This is a genomic window from Stenotrophobium rhamnosiphilum, from assembly GCF_003052265.1.
Lineage (GTDB): Bacteria > Pseudomonadota > Gammaproteobacteria > Nevskiales > Nevskiaceae > Stenotrophobium > Stenotrophobium rhamnosiphilum.
The window spans coordinates 375,232-397,059 of the sequence record NZ_QANS01000001.1; the positions used below are offsets into that span (position 1 = coordinate 375,232).

At 54.9% G+C, this 21,828-nt stretch carries 27 protein-coding genes; 8 read left to right on the plus strand and 19 right to left on the minus strand.

Features of this window, described 5'->3' with window-relative positions:
• Positions 1-24: 24 nt before the first annotated feature.
• The 14 genes from CJD38_RS01730 to CJD38_RS01795 all read right to left on the minus strand — a co-directional run bounded on the left by CJD38_RS01730 (position 25) and on the right by CJD38_RS01795 (position 8,447).
• On the minus strand, positions 25-693 hold the full coding sequence (locus tag CJD38_RS01730; RefSeq protein WP_107938566.1) for a TonB C-terminal domain-containing protein: 669 nt from the start codon (positions 691-693) through the stop codon (positions 25-27).
• 72 nt (positions 694-765) lie between these two features.
• Positions 766-1,167, minus strand: coding sequence for a hypothetical protein (locus CJD38_RS01735; RefSeq protein ID WP_206362844.1), 402 nt, complete (start codon positions 1,165-1,167; stop codon positions 766-768).
• Between the two features lie 84 nt (positions 1,168-1,251).
• Entirely contained in the window at positions 1,252-1,605 is a 354-nt protein-coding gene (locus CJD38_RS01740; RefSeq protein ID WP_107938568.1) for a hypothetical protein, read from the minus strand.
• A gap of 125 nt (positions 1,606-1,730) precedes the next feature.
• The gene (locus CJD38_RS01745) at positions 1,731-2,120 is read right to left on the minus strand and encodes a lysozyme inhibitor LprI family protein (protein ID WP_107938569.1); all 390 of its coding nucleotides are present in this window, start codon (positions 2,118-2,120) and stop codon (positions 1,731-1,733) included.
• Positions 2,121-2,174: 54 nt separating this feature from the next.
• Complete coding sequence (locus tag CJD38_RS01750; RefSeq protein WP_107938570.1) at positions 2,175-3,197, minus strand: methyltransferase; 1,023 nt, start codon at positions 3,195-3,197, stop codon at positions 2,175-2,177.
• 102 nt (positions 3,198-3,299) lie between these two features.
• Positions 3,300-4,046, minus strand: a complete 747-nt coding sequence (map, locus tag CJD38_RS01755) for a type I methionyl aminopeptidase (RefSeq protein WP_107938571.1) — start codon at positions 4,044-4,046, stop codon at positions 3,300-3,302.
• 80 nt (positions 4,047-4,126) lie between these two features.
• On the minus strand, positions 4,127-4,918 hold the full coding sequence (locus CJD38_RS01760) for an alpha/beta fold hydrolase (RefSeq protein ID WP_107938572.1): 792 nt from the start codon (positions 4,916-4,918) through the stop codon (positions 4,127-4,129).
• A gap of 69 nt (positions 4,919-4,987) precedes the next feature.
• Complete coding sequence (locus tag CJD38_RS01765) at positions 4,988-5,443, minus strand: MOSC domain-containing protein (protein ID WP_107938573.1); 456 nt, start codon at positions 5,441-5,443, stop codon at positions 4,988-4,990.
• Between the two features lie 28 nt (positions 5,444-5,471).
• Positions 5,472-5,879 carry a VOC family protein gene (locus CJD38_RS01770; protein WP_107938574.1) on the minus strand — a complete coding sequence of 136 codons (408 nt, stop codon included), beginning with the start codon at positions 5,877-5,879 and terminating at the stop codon, positions 5,472-5,474.
• 106 nt (positions 5,880-5,985) lie between these two features.
• Positions 5,986-6,207, minus strand: a complete 222-nt coding sequence (locus CJD38_RS18845; protein ID WP_107938575.1) for a hypothetical protein — start codon at positions 6,205-6,207, stop codon at positions 5,986-5,988.
• The gene (locus tag CJD38_RS01780; protein WP_107938576.1) at positions 6,204-6,635 is read right to left on the minus strand and encodes a VOC family protein; all 432 of its coding nucleotides are present in this window, start codon (positions 6,633-6,635) and stop codon (positions 6,204-6,206) included. Before CJD38_RS01780 ends, CJD38_RS18845 begins: the two co-directional genes overlap by 4 nt.
• Entirely contained in the window at positions 6,632-7,108 is a 477-nt protein-coding gene (locus CJD38_RS01785) for a helix-turn-helix transcriptional regulator (protein ID WP_206362845.1), read from the minus strand. The genes CJD38_RS01780 and CJD38_RS01785 overlap by 4 nt, the downstream gene beginning before the upstream one ends.
• Before the next feature lie 14 nt (positions 7,109-7,122).
• The gene (locus CJD38_RS01790) at positions 7,123-7,596 is read right to left on the minus strand and encodes a nuclear transport factor 2 family protein (RefSeq protein WP_107938578.1); all 474 of its coding nucleotides are present in this window, start codon (positions 7,594-7,596) and stop codon (positions 7,123-7,125) included.
• A 65-nt stretch (positions 7,597-7,661) separates the two neighbouring features.
• Positions 7,662-8,447 (minus strand): LysM peptidoglycan-binding domain-containing protein, encoded by a 786-nt coding sequence (locus tag CJD38_RS01795; protein ID WP_107938579.1) that lies wholly within the window; start codon positions 8,445-8,447, stop codon positions 7,662-7,664.
• 80 nt (positions 8,448-8,527) lie between these two features.
• Between CJD38_RS01795 and wrbA the strand changes: the two genes are divergently transcribed.
• From wrbA to CJD38_RS01810, 3 genes are all read left to right on the plus strand, one after another.
• Positions 8,528-9,130: an NAD(P)H:quinone oxidoreductase gene (gene wrbA / locus CJD38_RS01800; RefSeq protein ID WP_107938580.1), complete on the plus strand. Its 603-nt coding sequence runs from the start codon at positions 8,528-8,530 to the stop codon at positions 9,128-9,130.
• A 67-nt stretch (positions 9,131-9,197) separates the two neighbouring features.
• Positions 9,198-9,722 carry a peroxiredoxin gene (locus CJD38_RS01805; protein ID WP_107938581.1) on the plus strand — a complete coding sequence of 175 codons (525 nt, stop codon included), beginning with the start codon at positions 9,198-9,200 and terminating at the stop codon, positions 9,720-9,722.
• Positions 9,722-10,096 (plus strand): DUF2069 domain-containing protein, encoded by a 375-nt coding sequence (locus CJD38_RS01810; RefSeq protein ID WP_107938582.1) that lies wholly within the window; start codon positions 9,722-9,724, stop codon positions 10,094-10,096. The genes CJD38_RS01805 and CJD38_RS01810 overlap by 1 nt, the downstream gene beginning before the upstream one ends.
• On the opposite strand, the gene hda is transcribed toward CJD38_RS01810, so the two are convergent.
• The 3 genes from hda to CJD38_RS01825 form a co-directional block, all read right to left on the minus strand.
• The gene (hda, locus tag CJD38_RS01815; protein ID WP_107938583.1) at positions 10,050-10,724 is read right to left on the minus strand and encodes a DnaA regulatory inactivator Hda; all 675 of its coding nucleotides are present in this window, start codon (positions 10,722-10,724) and stop codon (positions 10,050-10,052) included. The genes CJD38_RS01810 and hda overlap by 47 nt on opposite strands.
• A gap of 1 nt (position 10,725) precedes the next feature.
• Positions 10,726-11,811 carry an AI-2E family transporter gene (locus CJD38_RS01820; protein ID WP_107938584.1) on the minus strand — a complete coding sequence of 362 codons (1,086 nt, stop codon included), beginning with the start codon at positions 11,809-11,811 and terminating at the stop codon, positions 10,726-10,728.
• A 128-nt stretch (positions 11,812-11,939) separates the two neighbouring features.
• Positions 11,940-12,554, minus strand: a complete 615-nt coding sequence (locus CJD38_RS01825) for a DUF8605 domain-containing protein (protein ID WP_107938585.1) — start codon at positions 12,552-12,554, stop codon at positions 11,940-11,942.
• Positions 12,555-12,642: 88 nt separating this feature from the next.
• Here CJD38_RS01825 and purM point away from each other — a divergent pair, with 88 nt between their 5' ends.
• From purM to CJD38_RS01850, 5 genes are all read left to right on the plus strand, one after another.
• A complete protein-coding gene (gene purM, locus CJD38_RS01830) occupies positions 12,643-13,665 on the plus strand; it encodes a phosphoribosylformylglycinamidine cyclo-ligase (RefSeq protein ID WP_107938586.1) in 1,023 nt (340 codons plus the stop codon).
• A gap of 128 nt (positions 13,666-13,793) precedes the next feature.
• On the plus strand, positions 13,794-14,459 hold the full coding sequence (purN, locus tag CJD38_RS01835) for a phosphoribosylglycinamide formyltransferase (RefSeq protein WP_107938587.1): 666 nt from the start codon (positions 13,794-13,796) through the stop codon (positions 14,457-14,459).
• Positions 14,452-15,195, plus strand: coding sequence for a DUF3108 domain-containing protein (locus CJD38_RS01840; RefSeq protein WP_161554129.1), 744 nt, complete (start codon positions 14,452-14,454; stop codon positions 15,193-15,195). Before purN ends, CJD38_RS01840 begins: the two co-directional genes overlap by 8 nt.
• Positions 15,196-15,289: 94 nt before the next feature.
• Entirely contained in the window at positions 15,290-15,532 is a 243-nt protein-coding gene (locus tag CJD38_RS01845; protein WP_107938589.1) for a hypothetical protein, read from the plus strand.
• Between the two features lie 27 nt (positions 15,533-15,559).
• Positions 15,560-17,632, plus strand: coding sequence for a hypothetical protein (locus CJD38_RS01850; protein WP_206362847.1), 2,073 nt, complete (start codon positions 15,560-15,562; stop codon positions 17,630-17,632).
• Positions 17,633-17,635: 3 nt separating this feature from the next.
• Here the strand turns inward: CJD38_RS01850 and CJD38_RS01855 are convergent, their stop codons facing one another.
• Positions 17,636-20,329, minus strand: a complete 2,694-nt coding sequence (locus CJD38_RS01855; RefSeq protein WP_107938590.1) for a DUF2339 domain-containing protein — start codon at positions 20,327-20,329, stop codon at positions 17,636-17,638.
• A gap of 39 nt (positions 20,330-20,368) precedes the next feature.
• Positions 20,369-21,721 carry an MBL fold metallo-hydrolase gene (locus tag CJD38_RS01860; RefSeq protein ID WP_107938591.1) on the minus strand — a complete coding sequence of 451 codons (1,353 nt, stop codon included), beginning with the start codon at positions 21,719-21,721 and terminating at the stop codon, positions 20,369-20,371.
• Between the last annotated feature and the right edge of the window lie 107 nt (positions 21,722-21,828).

The window sequence follows — 21,828 nt, forward strand, 5'->3', positions numbered from 1 at the left end:
AAAGAAAAAAAAGACTGCGAATATTCATGGAGTGAAATCTATTTCCAAACTACCGGATTCGCGCTTGGCGCCGAGTAAGGGTAGTGATTGAGTTTTCCAGATCGCGCGCTTCACCGAATCATCCAACGCCAATCCGCCGCATCCTTGCAGAAAATGTACTGCCGTAATCTTGCCGCCAACCACGTAATCAATCCGCAGGCGGCAGCGAAAAGTTTTGCTAATGCCCGGAGGCTCTAGCCAGTTGTCGCGGATGCGGCCGATCACATCTTCGATTTCTTCGCTGTCATTGCTGGTTTTGCTCGTAGGCGCTGCGGTGCTGCTGGTAGTTGCAGACTTCGCGGCAGATTTTGTTGGAGCAGATTGGGTCGCAGGCTTGGGAACTGGCAACGGAGTTGGCACTGGCGCCAAAGGGCTCAGCTCTTTCGGAGGTTCAACAGGCTGCGGCGGGGTGATCTCCGTAGCTTGCTGCTCATTGATCAAACTCACCTGTATGGCTTGTGTTTGCGATGAGGCATGCGCGCGGCTGCGGCTCTCCATTGCAGAACTCAACATCAGCGCCAACAAGGAAACATGCAGCAGCACCGTAACCGTTGCCCCAATCGCATTCAGCCGCCGATCTGCATCAACACGAGGCAGTGCGGTGAAGAAAACTGGAGAGGTCTCAGAATTCAAGCGCGTGTGGTTATGGGGCATTCAGTCGCTAGTTTAGCGTCCCATTGCGCGGCGATCCCCACCTCGAAAGGTGGGCGAATTTGTTATGGATTGTTAAGCGCGACGGTTCTTGCGAGGAACCGTACTGAGCCTGCGGGCCTCAACCTCAAAATGGTTGTCCCAGTATGGGTTTTTACCTACAAACCATTGCCACAGACTGGAGGCGGGGTAGGCGAGGAAGAACAGCAGGCCCCAGCGCTCGTATTGCCGCACATGCACAAACTCATGAGTGCGAAGTTGAGTGAGGAGCTGTTCGTTCAGGCCCAGCACCACATGGCCGAACGTAATTGCACTGATGGGGAAGTGCAGCTGGCGTGTGCCTCGCCGCAAAGCCACCTCCAGCACGCCACCCCGTACACGCATGGAGCCGCCGAGGAGGAGCAATATGATCGCTAGAGAAAGCCCAACTGCTGTGCAGGGCGCGGCCCAAACATAGCGCAAGATTTTCAGTAGCAAGGCGAGAGGCTCCATGGCTGGATTATCACCCCAGCGCAAGCCCGGCTCCAGAGAGATTTAATCTCCGAGCGATTTTATGGATTTTTACTTCTTTGCAGGCTTCACCGGTACGGGTGCTAAAACACGCTGCTGCGCTCTGATGCCTGCTTCTGCCTCGGCAACGAGTTTCTTGCCTTTCGTGATGAGCTGTCTGCCTTCATCAATATTGTCATTGCCGTCTTCGATTTGGTCTTTGCCTTTCTCGATCAAGTCCTGGCCGTCCTCAACCATTTCAGTGCCACGGTTCCATTTCTTGCCGAGATCAGCGGCTTCTTTGCCTTGAGCAAGCGCTATATCACCCATGGTGGGTGGATTGCTGCCACAAGCGGCAGCAAGGCTCAGTGCTGCAACGGGTAAAAAGCGTAAGCAGCTCAGGCGAAATATTGCAGTGGCAGACATGTCTTGCTCGCACGATGGAGAAGACCTGAGTGTAGTGGCAGCAGTTAGAGGAGTGACTCTATGTTCTGTAGATAAAACACTTCATTCTTTGTGCAATAAAGGAGAAAAGCCTAGGTAAATTTGAATTATCTACTGCCTCTGCATGTATCGCCTTCTTCAGCGTTGAGCCAAGCACTCAACTGTTGGATGCGTTGATTCACCAGGGCCGCCTGCTCGGTGCAGTTGCACATCGGATATGTGGAGCCGTATTCAATTTGCTTGTTGGCCGCTGGATAGATCGCAGCAAGTTCAGCGTCTCTAAAAGCGAGCCACGCTCGTTGAGCCTTTTTCATTTTGCGAATGAAAACAGCATCCCCTTTGTGCTGCTGAAGAATCTGCTGGTACGTCGCGTTCAGTTTCTGATCTGCTTTTTGATAGTCAGCACACGCTTCGCTATTCAGTTGCAATTGAGTTTGTGCAATCGCAGAGCTGCTTGCCAGCAGTAGCAATGAGCAGACGACGAGGCGAGTGAGCATATTTGTTCTCAAGCTTGAATAAATTTAGTCGCCCGCCAACACCTATGTGGCTGCCTACTTGTAAGCCACACCGATGCTTGCTGGGCCGCCCAGAGGAATGATCTCTGTTTTGCTAAAGCCCGCTTCGCGACACCAGCGAGAAAAATCAGCGCCTGTGTAATCGAAAGCGTCGCCAAACTCGATCAACATATTGAGCGACATCATCAGTCCGAAAGCATTTTCGCGTCTTGCGTCGTCAATCAGATTTTCAATGACAACGAATGCGCCGCCCTTGGGTAGAGCTTCGTAAGCTGCACGGATGAGGTGCATTTTCTTCTCAAGATTCCAGTCGTGCAGAATCAGGCCCATCGTGATCACATCGGCTTTGGGTATCGACTCTGCAAAGAAATCTAGTGGCTTGGCGGTGATGCGATCAGACAGTCCAGCGGCTGCAATTTTTTTCAGCGCGATGTTTGTTGCGCCCGGAAGATCAGCAGACGTGAATCGAAGATGTGGATGCTTGCTAGCCACAATCATCGACAACTGGCCCGTCGCGCCGCCTACGTCGCAGACAGTTTGATAGCGAGAGAAATCGAACTTGTCTGCAAAGGCGTGAAAATTGCCCGCGGAAATTCCGCTCATCGCATCCATGAATTGCTCAAGTCGCTCTGGCTTGCTGTAGAGCTCAGCGAACATTGATGCGCCGGTGGATTTGATCTCGTTCTGTGGTCGACCCGTTCGGAGTGCATCCGTCAGATCACCCCAAAATGGATAGAGGCGGGCGTTAGCCATTTCCAAGAATCCGCCCAAGAACTGCGGATTGCGCCGATCAAGAAACAAAGCCGTTTCCGCCGTATTGCGATATCGCGCCTGAGGTCCATCGCCATCACGCTCTAAAAATTTCAGCGCCACCAAGGTGTCAAAGAAATCGGGATTGGCTCGCTGATGCAAACCAAGAGAGCTTTGCAACTCATCAGCAGTTTTGGCATTGCTGCCAAGCTCCGTGAAAAGTCCCACTTCTACTGCAGAGAGCAAAACCTTGGCAGGCCAAAAGGCCATACCAACTTCCATGATTCGAGCCGGGGACAGTGTATTCATGACTGACGTTCCTTGTCTGTGATGGATCTGGAGTGCCGAGTATAGGGATGACTTTAAGGTGGGCCAATGCCCTTAAATAAATCTGACCTGATCTCTGGATGATCAGTGCCGAGTGACGACGATAGGCTCACCCTTGGTAATAATCATCGTGTGCTCGTATTGGGCGAACAAGCTTCCGCGCGCACCAAGCAGCGTCCAGCCATCTGGCGCGTCGGTCACCATGCGAGTCTTTGTTGAGAGGAAGGGCTCAATGGTGATCACCATGCCTTCTTTCAAAATGCGCTTGTCCTTCGGATCAAAGTGGCCGGGGATGTATTCAGGGGCTTCATGCAGTGCACGACCAACGCCGTGGCTGCCAAGGTTGTGGAGAGTCTTGAATCCGAACGCTTTCGCAGTTCGCTCAATGGCAGCGCCAATACCATTCATGGGTTGGCCAGCGCGGACGTTCTTCATCGCTTCATCAAGTGCCGTGCGAGTGGCGTGACACAGGCGCGTCTTTTCTGGCGTGGTCGGAGGCACAACGATGGTGCCGCCGGTATCAGCGAAATAGCCGTCCAGTTCAGCGGAAACATCGACGTTCAATACGTCACCAGCTTTAATCACTCGATCACCGGGGATGCCGTGCGCAGCTTCCTCGTTGATGCTGATGCAGGTTGAGCCGGGGAAGTTGTAAGTGAGGATAGGTGCTGATCGCGCGCCGTGTTTCTCAAGCAACTTCGCGCCAACTGAATCCAGTTCGCGCGTCGTCATGCCGGGTTCGGCAGCATCGAGCATTTTCTGCAGAACATAGGAAACGATTTTGCCGATGCGCTTAAGTGCAGCGATATCCTCTTCGGATTCAATGGTCATGTCATCTCTTGATATCAAACAAATCTAGGATTGCAGCTTAGCGGCAAATCGCTATGCAGTGCTGAATGCTCGATCATGTTCTACGCTGCGACAAAGTCTTCGATTTTCTTCTGCACTTGTTCCGTAACTTCAATGGCTGGGAAGTGCGAACGTGCATCAAGTCTGTGGACAGTAAACCACGGATGTTCAGCAGCGAATGATTCCTGCGCGCCGAGGTACCCGGGATCAGTAGGCTGTCCGTAGAGATGCAATGTTGGAGGAGGAGTCACGAACGCGGCGAGCGCCTTCAGTGGATTGCCCTCACGCGTGTATGCGCCAGCAATCTCGCGACCAGCGCGCGACCACATACTTGCTGCGTAAGTGCCCATGTCCTCGCGTACAAAGCGCAGCACGCCCGGGTGCTCAACGCCTTCCGTCCACATGGCGAAAAGCCCGTCGCGCACTTGGATCGCCTGTGCGGGGTCTTGCATCGCCGCCAGTGCGCCTAGGAACGGCGGTGGTGCATCAGTCACGATCCAGTCGATCGCAACGAGTTTTGGAATGCGCGCTCCCAGTCGGCGACGCAACTCGATGGCGACCCATCCTGCATGCGACATTGCGACGGGGATGATTTGCTTCGCGCCGCTGGCGGCTATCACCGCCAACGCATCAGCAAGGAGTTCTGCAGCGCCGAAATCAGATTCGTTTGAACTGGAATCGCCATGACCTCGCCAGTCCATCGCCAACACACGATGACGCGGCGCGAGACGCGAAGCCAGTTCGCCAAAGATCGCGCGGCTAGAGCACCAGCCCGGCAAAAAGAGAAACGCGGTCTCGCCAGCGCCCGAGTCTTCGTAGCTAATCGATACGTCTCCACTGCTAGTTGTGTGCATCGTTCATCTCCTTATGAAGCGAGCCAGTTCTGTCAGATGCAGCGCATTTTAGGCTACACGCTTTTCACATTAGCCGATATCGGCGAAGTTCATACCAACGCGAAGAATGCCGTTCGTCATGACATTGGCTCGAAGCCCTGCCTTGCGAATCCATGCATTGACCACGGCGTGTGATTGCATCTCACGCGTAGCCAGAAGATCGCCAAGTTTTTTGCAAGGCTCACAAAGCTCGACGCCGTAGAACTCAACTTCGCCGATTTGGAACGACTTGCCCACGAGATCATTAAGCCTAACTGAGCGAGTGATGATGTTGCGGCGCGTTTCGCCGACGCTCAGTGATCGCTTGTACTTCGCGTTGAAGGCCTCGATTTCCTCAGCCTCTATGAACGTGATGTTCTGTCCCGGCCATCTAGAGCGATTGAAATTGCGATCGCCCACAATACCTTTGCCCGCAACCAACGCGATCTCACTCACCTCAATCTGAGGCGAGGCCTTTTCGCTGGCAACGAAGATTGTTTCAATCATGTTTGTGCATCACGCCCGAATGAATTGTTTATCCGGATGGCATCGCAGACATGTCCATCCACTGCGCTCCCCAAATGTGGCCATCTGGATCAGTGAAGTCACGGCCATACATAAAGTCGTGGTCTTCAATGGGATTAATGTCGCCGATTCCACCGTGTTCGACAGCGGCTTTGTTCATCGCATCAACTTCTGCGCGTGATACGCAGGAGATATTGAGTCCCATCTCACTGGATGTTTTTGGCGGAATCGGGCGGGTCGTAAATGTGCGCCACTTTTCGTGAGTCAAAAGCATCACGCTAATGGTTTCGCTCCAAACCATATACGCCGAGTCGTCGCCTGAGAACTTTGGATTACTTTTAAAGCCAAGTGCAGTGTAAAAAGCCTTCGACGCTTTCAGATCGGTTACGGGCAGGCTGATGATAATTGTTCGGGACATTGATGGTCTCCTAGAATGCCTTTGAAGCCAGCCAATACTTTATTCAGTCCTGTGGCCAGCGCCTAGCTTAAGCCGTGTCGCAAGGCAACTCGGCTTAAACGAATATTCAGTCGGATGACCTGCTACGCCCCTTACGCGTATAGGGCAGCACAAACAGGTAGAGGCCAGTAAACAACAGCAGAAAGAGCGGCGGCAGCGGCGAGTAGGTAAGCCATGGTGGAGGCTCGCCTGGATTTATTGCTCTGGCTGCGAAATTGGCAATGACGGTCGCCGTGAAGATGATGGACAGCCAGCGGTGTGTCTGCCGAATCCAGAGAGGTGCGTTCATTGCGATTTCTGCGAGTGCGGTTTGGTAGTTGCTTCGATCATTTTCCATCCGTTGCCTGATGGGTCGCGAAAGCCCGCGTCCACGGCACCGTAACGATCCACAGGCTCTTGCGTGAACTCCACTCCAAGTGCGCTTAGCTTTGCGTAGGCAGCGCGGCAGTTGTTAACCACGAGCACTAGAGGCGGCATCGCACCCTTGGCCACGACCTCATTCAATGTTTGCGCGGTCGCGACGTCATGTACTGGCGGTCCCGGCTTAAACAAACCGAGTTGGAATGAGAGCTGCTCCGGATGCTGGACAGTGAGCCAACGATAACTGCCGTTCTTAACGTCTGTGTGAACGTGAAAACCCAGTTTCTCGACGTAGAAGGCAAGCGCCTCATCCTGATCCCGAACGTATAGACCGACCACATTTACACCTTGAGTCATAGAGCCTCCGTTGATTGGAGTTCTGTTTTACCGGCTGCCTTCTTCCGGCGCTTCTCCGAAACTGCGATTTTGAGATCTGGTCGATGTGCCGCACGTGTGACGCACTCGGGGACGCGTTGATGTTTGTGCGGAGTCAACTGCTCACGCACTCGAAGAGCACCCGGGCTTTGTCCCGTAATGTCGTGGAAGATTCGGCCAAAGGTGCCGAGACTTTTCCAGCCAGTTTGAAAAGCGACTTCCGTGATTGGTAGATCGGTATCGCGGAGTAGTGCAGTGGCTCGCTCGATACGACGTGTGAGCAGATAGCGGTGCGGAGGTACGCCGAAGGCTTCTTTAAATGAGCGTGCGAAGTGCGCCGCAGAGACGGCGCTCACTTGCGCCAATCGGCGTATCGGCCACGCTTCATTAGACGCGCCATCCATTCGATCCTTTGCGCGCAGCAGACGTCGCAATAACTCAGGGCTCTGGCTCACATGACCTCGCTTACTTAGCCGCCAGCTTTCTTGATATAGAGATCAAGCCCACCAAGCGCCGTCTTACGAATTTTGTTCTGCATAAACGATGTGCCGCCGAGCAGCTTCCCGCTCAGGCCTAGCGCTTGTCCGGCCCAGCGGTGGAGGTCGAAGGTGTCGATGTGTTTGCGGATCAGGCCGTCTTGGAACTCGAAGCGTGCATCGATGATGTTGTGAACGGTGCGGCCGGTGGCGCTGAATAAATACCAGGCGTCCCAATGGGCTTGGCCAACGGTGTTATCGGCGTGAACTTTGCTGAACTCGATGCTCAGATCTTTGGCGCGCTCGCACAGCATTAGCCACATGGCTTTGGCGCGGTTGCCTTGGAGTTCTTGAAAAACCGGATCGTAGAATTCCACCTGTGGGTGATAGCAGGCGGTCATGCCTTTGCCATCGCGCTGCTGAAAGGCGGTGTAAAAGCGTGCAATCAGTTCTTCGTTGGCATGCATGTGCCGCTCCTTAAACGATATGTCCTTTGGCCTATGTTGGCACAGCTTGCCGATGCGAGCTGGCCTTACTCTGGGGCCACTTCCTTGACCTCACCAATGCTGATGCGGGTACCGCTGTTTTGATGCGCGTAGTTCACGGCGTTGACGACTTCATCCACCGTGGGATTGGCGCGAATCTTCAGCGTTTGTCCGGCGCGTACGCTGCCGGGACTCTTCAGTGATTCGCGATTGGCCTGCCAGATCAATGGCCATAGCCATGGGTTGGCGTAGATGTCATCGCGTGCGGAGATGGTCCACAGCGATTCGCCACTATTCACTTTGTGGCTCTTCACTTTGTTCTTTAGCTCATCGCTCAAACGGCTGGCGATCTCGTAAGCCTCGCGCGGCTGATTGTTGGACAGCGCAGTCTCCGCCGTTTTGATGCGTGCGAGTTGAGTATCAGAAAGGCCCGTGGTGCCGTTGAGCTCTTGCACCAGTGCGCTGGCGCGGCCTTGGTATTGGCCCAGCATCACCAGATCCGCACGCGACAAAGCTTGTTTGGAGAGGCTAATGACACTCGCGCTATTGCCTTGCGCAGCGGCGGCGCGGGCTTGTGCTAGCAGGCTATCGGCATCGGCGAATTTGGGCTGTCCTTTCTTGGCGTCAGCCACACGGGCTGTTGCCAACTTCAGGGCGGCACGGGCTTCAGCGCTCAGTGTTAAAGCCGACGGTTTTATCGCCATGCGCGGCAGGGGCGCGGACGTATTATTCGCAACCGGGCTACGCGGCGTGATGCGCATGGCGGGGTTGCAGGCGCTCAGCAGCAGGGCCGTGAGCGGCAGAAAAATCATCAGTTGGGCGTAACGAGGCATGAGCAAACCAAATCAGAACTGCACACAGACTAGAATAGATGCACGTAATTGGGAATTTCTCCCGATCTAAAGTTCAGGCTATGACCGAAATCCTTGTGCTGTTCTATTCCCGCCACGGTTCCACCGCCAAACTCGCGCGGCAGATTGCGCGTGGCGTTGAGTCGGTGGAAGGTGTGCGTGCGCGTTTGCGTACGGTGCCGCCGGTGTCGGCAGAAACCGAACAAGTCGCGCCCAGCGTACCGGATGAAGGCGCCGTGTATGTGCAGCATAAAGATCTTAAAGAGTGCGCTGGCCTGATCATGGGTAGCCCCACGCGCTTCGGCAATATGGCGGCGCCGATGAAGTATTTTCTGGATGGCACGTCTGGGCTTTGGCTCTCCGGCACACTTGCCGGAAAGCCCGCCGCCGTATTCACCTCCACCAGCACGATGCATGGTGGTCAGGAATCAACACTGCTATCGATGATGACGCCGCTGTTTCATCACGGCATGGTGCTGGTGGGTTTGCCTTATACCGAGCCTGCATTGAGCAGCACTGAGCGCGGTGGTACGCCTTATGGTGCGTCGCACGTTGCGGGTGCTGGCAAAGCTGCACAGCCGCTGAGCAAAGATGAAGAAGCACTGGCTTTGGCTTTGGGTAAGCGAGTGGCTGAAATTGCGGTGAAGTTGAACGCGGCATCCTAAAGCGGCGCTATAACGTATTTATGGTGGGTTACGCTTCGCTAACCCACCCTACGGTTAAGGTGATGACATGAAACTGATTCGAATTCTTTTACTGCTGTCTTTGTCTTTTGCGCTGCCAGCATTTGCTGATGTGCCGGCCAATGGCACCGTTGCGCCTGAGTTCAAACTGCAAGATCAAAAAGGCCAGTGGCACACCTTGGCTGATCACAGGGGTAAGTGGGTGGTGTTGTATTTCTATCCCAAAGATCAAACGCCGGGCTGCACCACGCAGGCCTGCACCTTCCGTGATCACGTATTCAAGCTGCGCGATGCGGGCGCTGATGTCATCGGCGTGAGCCTCGATGATGTGAAGTCGCACGCGGAGTTTGCTGAGAAGTACAAGCTGCCGTTTCCATTGCTGGCAGATGTCGATAAGAAAGCGTCCAAGGCTTACGGCGTCTTGAATTCGATCATCGGGTTTCAATATGCCAAGCGCGATACTTTTTTGATTGACCCTAAAGGCATCATCGCCAAGCATTACGCAGGCGTTGATCCAAAAGAGAATGCAGCAGAAGTGTTGGCAGATCTTGAAGCGTTGAAGGCAAAGAAATAATGCAGCTGAGTCTCTGGGCGCGTCGCGTCACTTTGTTGAGTCACTTTGCTTTGATCGCAGTGATTGTTGCGCGTAATGGTTTTGGCGTGCCGATGTGGCTGTTAGTGGTGCCGCTGTTGTTTCCATTGCCGGGTTTGTTGCGTGGACGCGATTACACCTTTGCTTGGGCGACGATGTTGTTGGTGTTTTATGTCGGCGGTTATCTGGCTGCCGGGCAAGCGAATCCAGCAGAGAAGTGGATCTGCTTTGGCATTGCTGCAATCGCCGCTTTGGAATTTGTGAGCTTGAGTGTTTACGTCAAAGCACGTTCGAAAGAACGTGCTTATTTCAAAGCTGTGTCTGAGCTAGAACAGTCTGCACAAAAGGCACCGTAAGACGGCGCTTGGCGCTCAGTGCTGCGCGATCAAGTTGATCGAGTGCGCTGAGCAAACTGCCCGCATCGCGCGGCAGGTGTTTCATCAACCACGCAGAAACTTCTACTGGCATCTCCAGCCCGCGAGCACGTGCACGCTCGCGTAAAAGTGTTTCGCGATCGTTGTCATCCAATGGTTTGAGACCGAACACTGCGCAGAGCGTTAAGCGTGTGCGTAAATCGGGCAGGGCGATGTTGGCGCGATCAGGTGCGGCATTGGCTGAGAGCACGGTCACTTTGTTAGCGCTGCGACGCGCATCAAGCAAACGTAGCAAAGCCATCGACCAATCGCGGTCATCGCTCACAGCGTCGAGATCATCAAGGCAAAGCACGGCGGATTGATCAAGGCCTTCGAGTGCATCCGGCCCCATCTCGCGTAAATCTTGCAGCGGCAGATACGGGCAGCGACGTTCGCGTGCAACTGCTTGCAGCAAATGCGTGCGGCCACTGGCAAGGGCGCCATAAATCAGCACTGCACTGCCGAGTTCACGCAGCGCATTCACCGCCAGCTCATTCGGCCCGACGTAAAAAGTATCGAAGCTGGCCGACTCTCGTAGTTGTACGGAGAGTGGGAGTTGCTGGCCCTTCATGCTATTCCGGTGTTTGTTCTGGTGAGGGCAAAGCGGGACTACCGAGATACAAGCGGCTCTTGCGCCATTGCTCAAGCAGATGACGTGCGGCGACTGCGAGCACGGCCGCTGCGGGTAGCGCCAGTAACACGCCGACGAAACCAAATAGTGTGCCGCCAGCCATCACTGCAAAAATCACGGTGACGGGATGCAGACCGATGCGATCGCCCACGAGATTCGGCGTGAGGAAACTGCCTTCTGCCATCTGGCCGATAAAAAATACCAACCCAACCCAACCGCACTGCCATGGATCGCCGGTCTGTACGAGGATGGCAACGATGGCTGCGACAAAGCCGCTGATGGCGCCCAAGTACGGCACAAAGCTGACGAGGCCCGCACCGATACCAATGACCAAAGCGAGTTTGAGGCCGACAATTGAAAGACCAATGCTGTAGATCGCAGCAAGTGAAGCCATGACCATCAGCTGGCCGCGGAAGAATGCGGCGAGCACGGCGTCAGCTTCATTCATAAAGCCATTCACGCGCGTGTGCAGACGTGGCGGAATCAGATCGTTGATCGCGCCGACAAAAAGATTCCAGTCACGCATCATGTAGAAGCCAACGACGGGGATCAGCGTCAAATTTGCGATGAGCGTGAACGCCGCCATGCCAGAGGTGGAAACCTTGTGCCAGACCTGCATCGCCATATCGCTGGCGGTGCCCCAATTGGCGGCGATGAGTTTTCGCACGCCGTCGGCATCCAACTGCACGCCGCGTGGCAAGCGAATGCCAAGCGCGGGCAGAGCGGTGTCTTGTATCCAGTGCAGCGCGTCGGGGATGTTGGTGATCAGTGTGTAGAGCTGTTCTTCAAGTGGTGGAATCACCAGCACAAAGAACAAAGCGGTGAGGAGGGTGATGACGATGAACACCACGCTCACACCGAGCCCGCGCGACATGCCGCGGCGCTGCAGGTTGTTGATCACCGGATTGCCGATGTAGGCCAAGCTGATGCCGACCACAAAAGGCATCAGTATCGGTGACAGCAGCCACAACAGACCCAGCGCAAGCGCGCCGAAAATCCACCAAGGCATATGTTCTTTGAAATTCATTTTTGTTCCACTCACTCGCAATAGCTTGCTGCGTAGGGAAGATTGTTTAAGTTAATTTACTTATTAAATATTAGTCTATATTTAATAACAATGTTTGATCGGCACGATGATGACGCGATGTTTTGCGTTTAACGCTGCAAAGCGTAGGCCAATTCCCGGGTGTCGCCCTTATCCAAGCGCTTTAACACGCCGCCAACACTCAAAGCGCCGGTCAGACGTGCTGCACCACCTTCACTACGGAGGCGCAGATACACAACGTCGCCCGCTAGTACGAGGACAGAGACATTCTTCATGCCCGGCAGTGCGCGCAGATAGTTCAAAGCGCGAGCGTAAGCGCGAGGGTTGGTGATGCCGCTAATGCTGAGGGCGACGTCGTCGACTGGGCTGGTGTTGATGCCCCAAACGGCAAAGCCCAGTGATTTGAGGGCGGCGTCTACTGCGGGCTGGTCAAAGGTGGCGATGATCAACAACTCGCCCTTGTCGTTATTGTTGTAGTCGAATTGCTGGACGAACGCGTCCGCTCTGGCGAGCAGCAGGGCAACTTTCGCACCCGTGGCTTTTGCCCCGCCAACGCGAGTAAGCACGATGCTGAGGGAGTCACGCAGGCCTTTGTCGCGGGATGCCGGGCTCTGATCGGTCACCACTGCGCTGGAAATATAGTCGTCAGCCGTCTGCGCCTGAGCGCCAAAAGTGGCACTGCCAAGAAGAATTGCGGCCAGTAATGACAATGATTTTGCGTGCATGGGCGAATTATCGGCCGCTCCCCTGTAAAATGCGACCCGCCGGCGCCGACGCGCGCAGATCGCCTCCTCAAAGCAGACCTCTTAAGACATGGCCACCAAAAAATCCCTGACCTATGCCGCCGCTGGCGTTGATATCGATGCTGGCGACGCGCTGGTCGATGACATCAAAAAAATCGTCAAATCCACTCGCCGTCCGGAAGTGTTGGCGGGTGTGGGTGGTTTCGGCGCGCTGGTAAACCTGCCGAAGAAGTACAAGAAGCCAGTGCTGGTTTCGGGCACCGACGGCGTTGGCACCAAGCTGCGCTTGGGCATCGACACCGGTCGCGTTGAAGGTCTGGGCATCGACCTCGTCGCCATGTGCGTTAACGATGTGTTGGTCAACGGCGCCGAGCCGCTGTTCTTCCTCGACTACTACGCCACCGGCAAGCTGGACAAAAAAGTAGCAGCCCAAGTCATCAAGGGCATCGCCAACGGTTGTAAGCAGGCTGGTTGCGCATTGGTCGGCGGCGAGACCGCCGAAATGCCGGGCATGTACCACGATGGCGATTTCGACCTCGCTGGTTTCTGCGTCGCAGTGGCAGAGCAGAGCAAGCTGATCGATGGCACAAAGATCAAACCGGGCGACGTGCTGGTGGCGCTGCCTTCATCGGGCCCGCATTCGAATGGCTACTCGCTGATTCGCAAGATTCTCGCGGTCAATCGTTACAAGCTCGCTCCGAAGAGCGAACTGGCCGATGCGCTGCTCGCGCCGACCAACATCTACGTGAAGCCCGTGCTCAAGCTGATTGAGAGCGGCGTCACCGTGAAGGGCATGGCCCACATCACCGGCGGCGGCATCACCGGCAACCTCACGCGCTGCTTCCCTAAGGGCACGGCCGCTGTTGTTGATATGCAGAGCTGGAAGCGCCCAGAAGTATTTAGCTGGTTGCAGAAAGAAGGCGGCGTTGAAGAAGACGAAATGCTGCGCGTGTTCAACTGCGGCGTTGGCTTCGTGATGGTAGTGCCACGTCTCCAAGCTGATCGCGCGATTGCTGAACTGAAGAAAGCCAAGCTCAAGCCTTGGATTCTCGGCCAGGTGGTCAAGGGCAAGCAGGACGTTCGTTACGCGTAGAAGATTCCTTAGGGCAATCTATTTGATCAAGTTGTAGGAGCGCCTCTTAGGCGCGATAGCGCTATCGCGCCTAAGAGGCGCTCCTACATAAGAATTATTTTGTGCCGTATTGTTGGGGCTCGGTCGTAGTGAAAAACATCGTCGTCCTCATTTCTGGCCAAGGCCGCAATCTACAAGCGCTCATCGAAGCGCAAGAGGCAGGACGCCTCCACGGCCGTATCGCGGCCGTGGCGTCCAACAAGGCAGATGCCGGTGGTTTAGCGCGTGCGCGCGAAGCCGGCATCCTCACCGAAGTTGTTCCGCATATCGATTACGCAGAGCGCAGCGTGTTTGACGCTGCACTGGCTGCAACAATTGAGCGTCATCATCCCGATATCGTTGTTATGGCTGGCTTTATGCGAGTGGTTGGCGACGAGTTCACGCGCCAGTTTCGCGGCCGCATGCTCAACATTCATCCTTCGCTATTGCCGAAATATCCCGGCCTCAAGACGCACCAGCGTGCGCTGGAAGCGGGCGATGCCGAACACGGCGCGACGGTGCACTTTGTGACCGAAGAGTTGGATGGCGGCGCGCCGGTGATTCAGGGCCGGTTAAGCGTAGAAGCGCAAGATACAGCGCAGACCTTGGGTGAGCGCGTGATGCGCGACATCGAACTCAAAATATACCCGCAGGCCGTGGCTTGGATGGCGCGAGGCGAGTTGAAGCTGGAAAACGAGCAGGTCTGGTTTCGTGGTCAACGGCGCACAACGCCATTGAACTTGAATGATCTCGACGTGGAGTTTGCTAATGCGTAAGTTGCTTTGGATCTCGCTGTTCGTTGCTGGTGCAGCCAGTGCTGCCGATGCCGTCGCGCCTACGCCTGCACCACAGTCGAACGACGCTGTGATCAACATGCTCAAGTCCGCCAATCTGAGTTTTGATGTGGACTGGAATGGCATCCCGCTGGGTGATGCGATCATCAATTTGATCCCTCAGGGGAAAGGCTGCTATCGCTACGAATCGCAAACGCGTCCTGTCGGTGCCGTGCGTTGGCTCTACGGTTCTCCGCAAGAAGTGAGCGAATTCTGCGTTAAGGATGGCGTGATTCGTCCAAGCCGCTACGAATACAACATTGATAAGCGTCCCAAAGATGAATTCACTTTGAGTTTTGATTGGGCCGCAAAAAAGGTCACTACCGTGAAGGGCGGCAAGACCACCGTGCGTGATCTGCCGGATGTGGCGTATGACCGATTTGGCATGCAGCAGGCGATTCGCCTGTGGGTGATGTCGGTGCCTGACACCACTAAACGCACAGAGGCAGAGTTTGTTTCGGTGGATGCCAAAGACATCAATCACTACCGCTTCGCCATTCTCGGCCACGAGAAAGTAGAGACCTCGGTTGGCACTATCGATGCAATTCGCATTGATCGCATCGACAGCAAAACCCGCAGCACGCATAGCTGGGTTGCTCCGTCACGCGATTTCCAGGTGATCAAACTGGAGTCGGTCAATCGTGGCGATGTTGAATTGAAGATGCTGACCAACAAGTAAGCGCTCATGTTGTAGGCGCAGGGATCAGTCCCTGCGCTTTTTCCTCAACTCGGTGTATGTTTGGCGCAGGATTTTTACCTTAAGAGGTGATGTCATGCGCCATATTCTTACGCCCGTCTTTATCGCCAGCAGCTTGTTGTTCGCCGCTTGTGATCGCACCCCTCCTGTCACACCCATCGCGCAAGAGCCACAAGGCCGCGAAGAAACCCAAGGCATTCGTAAAACCGATTCGATCGGCTATGCCGGCAGCGCCATTGCTGACAAAGTCGATGGTGCTTTGAACGCCAACGACAATCAAAAAGCAAAAACCGATCAGGCTCTGCAAAACGCTGAGTAAGTGCTGCGTTATTTGTCGGAGAGATTGATGTCGATCAGAGTCGAGTTTATTGCTGCATTGCTGTGCCTCAGCTTCACATTGCCAACGCAGGCTGCCAGCAAAGTTGTAGTCAATGCGAAATTATCTGCTCAGCTTGAGCAGGAGTTGGTCAGTAAGTATGGCGAAGCGCAGCTTGAACGCGCACATCGCGGTATCGAACAGGTTGCTACGGTCTGGCGTGCGCAAGATGGCGACGCCTTGGCCTTCAGCACTTTTGTGCGCGATAACTTTGCAGGCACGCAGTCTGCTGTCGATGCCATGTTCAATCGCTACGAATACAACCTTGAACAATTGGATGGCCATCTTCACGAGATCAACCGCGAGTTCCGCACGCCGTCTGATCTAGATGTTGGACCGATTGCATCCTATGACGACATCTTTAGTGCCTACGATCCTTCAGCGCATGTGCTGGATGATTTCTTCTCAAACAAACTGGCGCAGATCGCGCTGCTGAATTTTCCTCTGACGACGCTGCAACAGCGTCTCAGCGACGGACAGCATTGGACGCGTCGCCAGTGGGCAGAGGCACGGTTAGCTGAGCGCTATTCCAAACGCATTCCGGCGGCCGTGAATCAGGCGATGGCTAACGCTGCCTCAGATGCCGATCGCTATATCTCTGAATACAACATCTGGATGCATCACTTGCTGGATGCACAAGGCAAGCGTTTGTTTGCGCCAAAGTTGCGCTTGTTGTCGCACTGGAATCTGCGCGATCAGATCAAGGCGGATTACTCCGACGCTGAAAATGGTTTGGCGAAACAGCGCACGATTCAGAAAGTGATGGAGCGCATCGTGACGCAAGAGATTCCAGCGTCGGTGATCGACAATCCGGGCGTCGATTGGAATCCAGTTAACAATGCCGTTTTTCCAAGTCCTGCTCGTGATGGCGAGCCGCGCGCGAAAGCCTCTAGCAGCAACGCTCGCGAACCTGATACGCGCTACGCCGTGTTGCTGGCCGACTACAAAGCCATGCGTCAGGCTGATCCGTATTCGCCAACCGCGCCGACCTATATTCAGCGCGTGTTTGATGAAGACATGCAGATTCCAGAAGCACGCGTTCAAGCGATGCTTGAACAGGTCTTGTCATCGCCGCTAGTGGCGCAGACCGCCAAGTTGATTGAATCGCGTCTCGGTCGACCGCTGGAGCCTTTTGATGTTTGGTACAACGGCTTCCGTCCACGCGGCGCATATTCTGAAGCGCAGCTGGACGCCATCGTCGCAAAACAATATCCAACGGCTGATGCGTATAAGCAGGACATGCCTAACATCCTGCGCAAGTTGGGTTTCTCTGCGGAGCGTGCCAAATATCTCGCGAGCAATATTGCTGTTGATGCAGCACGCGGCTCCGGCCACGCCATGGGCGCTGAGATGCGTGGCGCACAGGCGCATCTGCGTACCCGTGTTGAAGCGGGCGGTATGAATTACAAGGGCTACAACATCGCCGTTCACGAGATGGGCCACAACGTTGAGCAGACATTCTCGCTCAACGATATTGATCACACGCTACTGCAGGGCGTTCCCAATACGGCGTTCACGGAAGCCTTGGCTTTCACGTTCCAGAATCGTGATCTGGAACTGCTGGGCTTGACCAAACCGGACGCGCAAAGTGCATCACTCAAGACGCTGAATGACTTTTGGGCAACGTATGAAATTGCGGGTGTCGCGCTGGTGGATATGAATGTCTGGCGCTGGATGTATGCACATCCACAAACCACGCCAGCGCAGCTACGTGAAGCGACGGTAAAAATCAGCAAGGATGTCTGGAACCAGTATTACGCGCCAATCTTTGGTCAGAAAGATGTCGTGCTGCTCGGCATCTATTCGCACACGATCAACAGCTTTCTATATCTGCCTAACTATCCACTGGGTCACATGATCGCGTTTCAGATTGAAGCGCAGGTGGATAAGGCAGGGGATTTTGGCGGCGAGTTTGAACGTGTCGCCAAGATTGGTCGCGTCACTCCGGATCAATGGATGATCGCTGCGACCGGTGCGCCTGTGGGGCCTGAGGCTTTGTTGGCTGCGACAGAGAAAGCGCTGTCGCAGCTCAATTCAAAATAGATATCACTCCGGCGCTGGTTCTTCTTCAGCGCGACGTGGTGGCAGCGGCGACAGATAACCTGTGAGCAACAGCAGCGCGCCAACACTCAAGAAGGCAACGATACGTGCGAGTGTGCCGCTGCCTGAGGTGTCGACTACAAACAGCTTGATCACAACGACTGCCATTAGCGCTGCGCCAACCATCCAGACTTCGCGCTGACTGCGGCGCGCTGACCAGATCATGGCGATGAAGCCGAGAAGACCCCAGAAGATTGAGAGCGCTGCTTGAACGATGATGGAATTTGAGATGCCATCAAACGTCAGCGGCGTGCCCATGCCGTAGTGCAGTGCGCGAATCAATGCGGCATTGAGCCAGATAAAAACGAGGCCTGCGAAAGCGGCACGCGGCCACAGTGATGCACCTGTTTGGCGACGCAGTGCTGATTCAGGTGAAAGTTGTTTCCACCACAGGTTGAGGCAAAGCAAGATCAAGACGCTGGCGATATCCAGCGGATTGAGCAGCGGCATGTAAATCAAATTGCCTGAGTTGCCATCGCTGTTGAGATTGGTGCCGGCCAACCAGAACGCCATCCACAGTGCGAGCGGCGGCGCGACGAATTCTTGATAGACCTTGGCATGCGACTGCAAAGGCCAGCCGGGCCAATCACTCGCACGAGCGCAGAGGAATAGCAGCAGGGCAGGTGTCAGGCCCCACGGCAGCACGCTCCACACGCCATACATCTGCAAGTCCACTTGCCAATGCAATTCCCAAGCACTGACGACTGCCAATAGCCAAAACGCAGCAGCGTGTTGCCACGGCAACAGACGTTGAGTTGTTTTGTCTTCATCAGCGTCGCTGAAATACAGCAGCAAGTAATGAATAACGAACAGCACAGGCCAGGCGACTGCAGCACTTTCAATAAATGGATGTGCTGGTCCGCTGAGGATGCCAATACATGCGGCAGCAGGCAGTAAGGCAACGGTGAGATGACGTGCGAATGGCCAGCGCAAACGCGAGCCATAGAGCCACAACAGTTGTGCTGTAATCGTTAGCAAGATCAGATCAGCGCCGCGTTCATATTGCGGTAGCGTGCGAACGATCTCGGAGAAGCCACCGTAAAACCACCAGGCCAGTCCCCACAAGGTTGCGATAATGGACCAGCCCGCTTCCCATGGTCTTGCAGTCTCACGATTGCGCTGTAGCCAATAACCACTGAGCACACCTGCAATCGCCAGCATCGCGCAGCCGATGGTTAGGCGGTTGAATACAGCGGGCCCTAAAACTTCGTGATTGATATCCAACAAGAATGCCGCACCGCCGAGTGCCTGTAGCAACACGCCAAAAGCACGTGCCATCCAACGTTGCTGACGCATGCCAATCCACAACAAGCCAGCGCCTTCTACGGCCCAGCTTGCGGCAGTAGTTTGATGATCGAACGCGAGTGGGATCGCCAAGCTGCCGAAGATCACGCCGAGTGCGGCGAACGCTTCGGATAGAAGACTGAAATTATCGCGACGCGTCAGGTGCAGAACGCCTGCTAACAACAGATAGAACACGCCAAAACCTAGAGCGCTCCACGCAAGTCCGTATTGGTAAGGCTCGATCATGCTGCCGTGAATCGCGAAGGTCGCCAGTGGTAAGCCAAACACTAGTGAGCCAGAGACATAACCTTTGAGATCGGGCTTCTGACGCAGCGCAAACAGAATGGTGATGCCGATATAAAGCAGGAAGAACAGCAGCAGAAAGCCGTCAGCACTCAGCAGTTTTTCAGGCGAGTACGACGTGGCGCGGAATGCGCCAACAATGCCAAAGGTGAAAATGAATCCGACCAGATTCAACACGCGCCAAGCGCGGAACCATGCGATCGCGAAGACGCCGAGATTGAGGATGGTGTAGTAACTGAACAATGCAATGTGATTGCTGCTGCCAGTGGAAAGCAGAATCGGCGCCATGAAACCGCCTGCTGTGCCAAAGACTGCTAGTGCTAATGCGTTCTGCACAACAGCGAGTATCGCGGCGACGACGGCAATCAGCACCAACAGCGCTAATGCGGCGCTAGGCAGCAGCAGGTCATAGAGACGCGTTGCTGCGAACACCGTTAGATAGAGTCCCGCAATGCCACCGCCTTGCAGCGTTTGCGCATAAACCGCACGCGAGTTGCGCAGGCCCCAGCCTACGGCCAGCAGAACCAGTGCGCCGATTGCGAGTGCAATCATGCGCAGGCCAATCGGGAAGTAGCTGTGTTCCGCTGCGTATTTAGCGAGGAATGCGCCGCCAAAAAACAGAATGACAATGCCGACGCGTGCCAGAGGATTGCCGCCGCGAATCCAATCGATTGCGTTTGATATCAGGGAAGGTGATGAAGGTGCGAGAACAGGAGCTGGAACTGGCGTGCGTGGAATTGGTGGTGGTTGTGCTGTTGGACGGCTGATCGTTTCTGGCGTCTGCTCAGCAGCAACGCTCCACGAAGGTGGGGGCACAACTTGTAGCGGCTCCACTTTTTCTGCGGGCGCTTCTGGCACTTTGGGCTTCGCGGCAGTCGCCGCATTCACCGCGCGCTGTATGCGCAATTCTTCGCGCAATGCTTGCAAATCCGTATCCAGCTTGAGCACGCGCCCCAGCAAATAGCCGAGCGCGGCGCCGACGGCGGTGCCACCCGCGTGATGCATAAACGAAGCGCCAATAAGTGCGCCGACCAGTGCGAGCGTCCAGATCATGTTCTAAATCTCCGTCGACGCAAACAAACTTAATGGATGTTAACTAATGCGGTTTTCTTCGCGCAGCTTTTGCAGGTGGCTCATGATGTTGACCAGCGCCAGCGGTGCCAAGCGTGGATCAAGACCGACATAGATTTCCGGCAACATTTCTTGCGGTGTTTTGCCGCCAACATGCAAGGCAGCGATTTGTTCTTCGCGAACTTGGCGATGCTTGAGCGTTTCTTTGATGCGATATGTCGTGCCGAGCGCAATACCGTGCGAGGGAATAATGACATCCGGATCCCAGTCAATCACGCGCTGTAGCGAGTCAAAGTATTTGCGCATATTGCCTTCAGGGCCGCCGACCACAACCGTGCCGACACCTTGAATCAAATCACTGACCAAGCACCACAGTTTTGAATCAGGCATCAGCGCGAGCTGGCCTTCATCGTGGCCCGGTACGGCATAGATGTTGATGTTCTCGCCTTGCCACTGCGTGAGCACATCGCCCTCGCGATAGATTTTTGTTTCGATGCCTTCAAAGAAAGCAGGTTTGCGCTTGGCAATGCGTGCGTATGTGTCTTCGCTCATGCCCATCGGAATGCCTAGGCGGCGCGCAATAGCATCAGCGTGTTCGCGATGGTCGGGATGATGATGCGTGAAAAAAATCTCATCGACCTTCAGTGTGTCGATCAACGCATTCAGACGTGCGAGTTCTTCTAGTGAGCCAGGCGAGGGATCAACCAATACTTTGCGCGAGCCCTCATCGCCCAACAGAAATGCATTGGTGCGATCCGCAGGTGGGATCGTGTTCGATTGCACGGCAAACATATGGATGCCCGCCATCGGCTCCATCCACGGAATTTCCAAGTCGGGATTAAAGCGAAATTCAAATCCACGAATGGTGCCGGTGTCGCTCGGTTGTTCTGCAACGTGCGTAACGGCAATGCGTGTTGGTGGCGCAGCCAGCAAACGACCGCTGTCCATTTTTTCGCGCAGTGTTTGCGCGGGCATCCACGCCCACTCAGCGGTTTCACCAAGATGCGCTTCGATCTTTGGTCGCGTGCTCAGCTCGATGCGATAGAAGTGTGTGCGAAAACGCACCGGTACGATTGATGGCGTGGTGGCTTCACCGACTTCATGAAAGCTGATGACTTCACCGCGATCCATTGCAGCGAATAGATCGAACTCCAGTTCTTCGCGCAGCTCACGATCAAGCGCACGCATTTTTTTGGGATCGTGACCCTGCAACAGCGGATAGGGCAGAGGTTCTTCGCTATCTGTCTTGTCGACCTTGCCGCCGGGGAAGGCCCAATAACCCGGAAACGAGGGCATGTGCACTTGGCGGCGGGTGATGAACAGATCCGGGCCGTGCAGAAGGATGGCGGTAACAGCGTCGATGATTCGAGACATTTATCTGGTTTCACTCGCACTCACGGTGAGCGTTATGCGGGCGTTATTTAATGTATGACTAATAAACAATTGTAATATAAAATAGAACAATTCCTCGGGGAAAAACG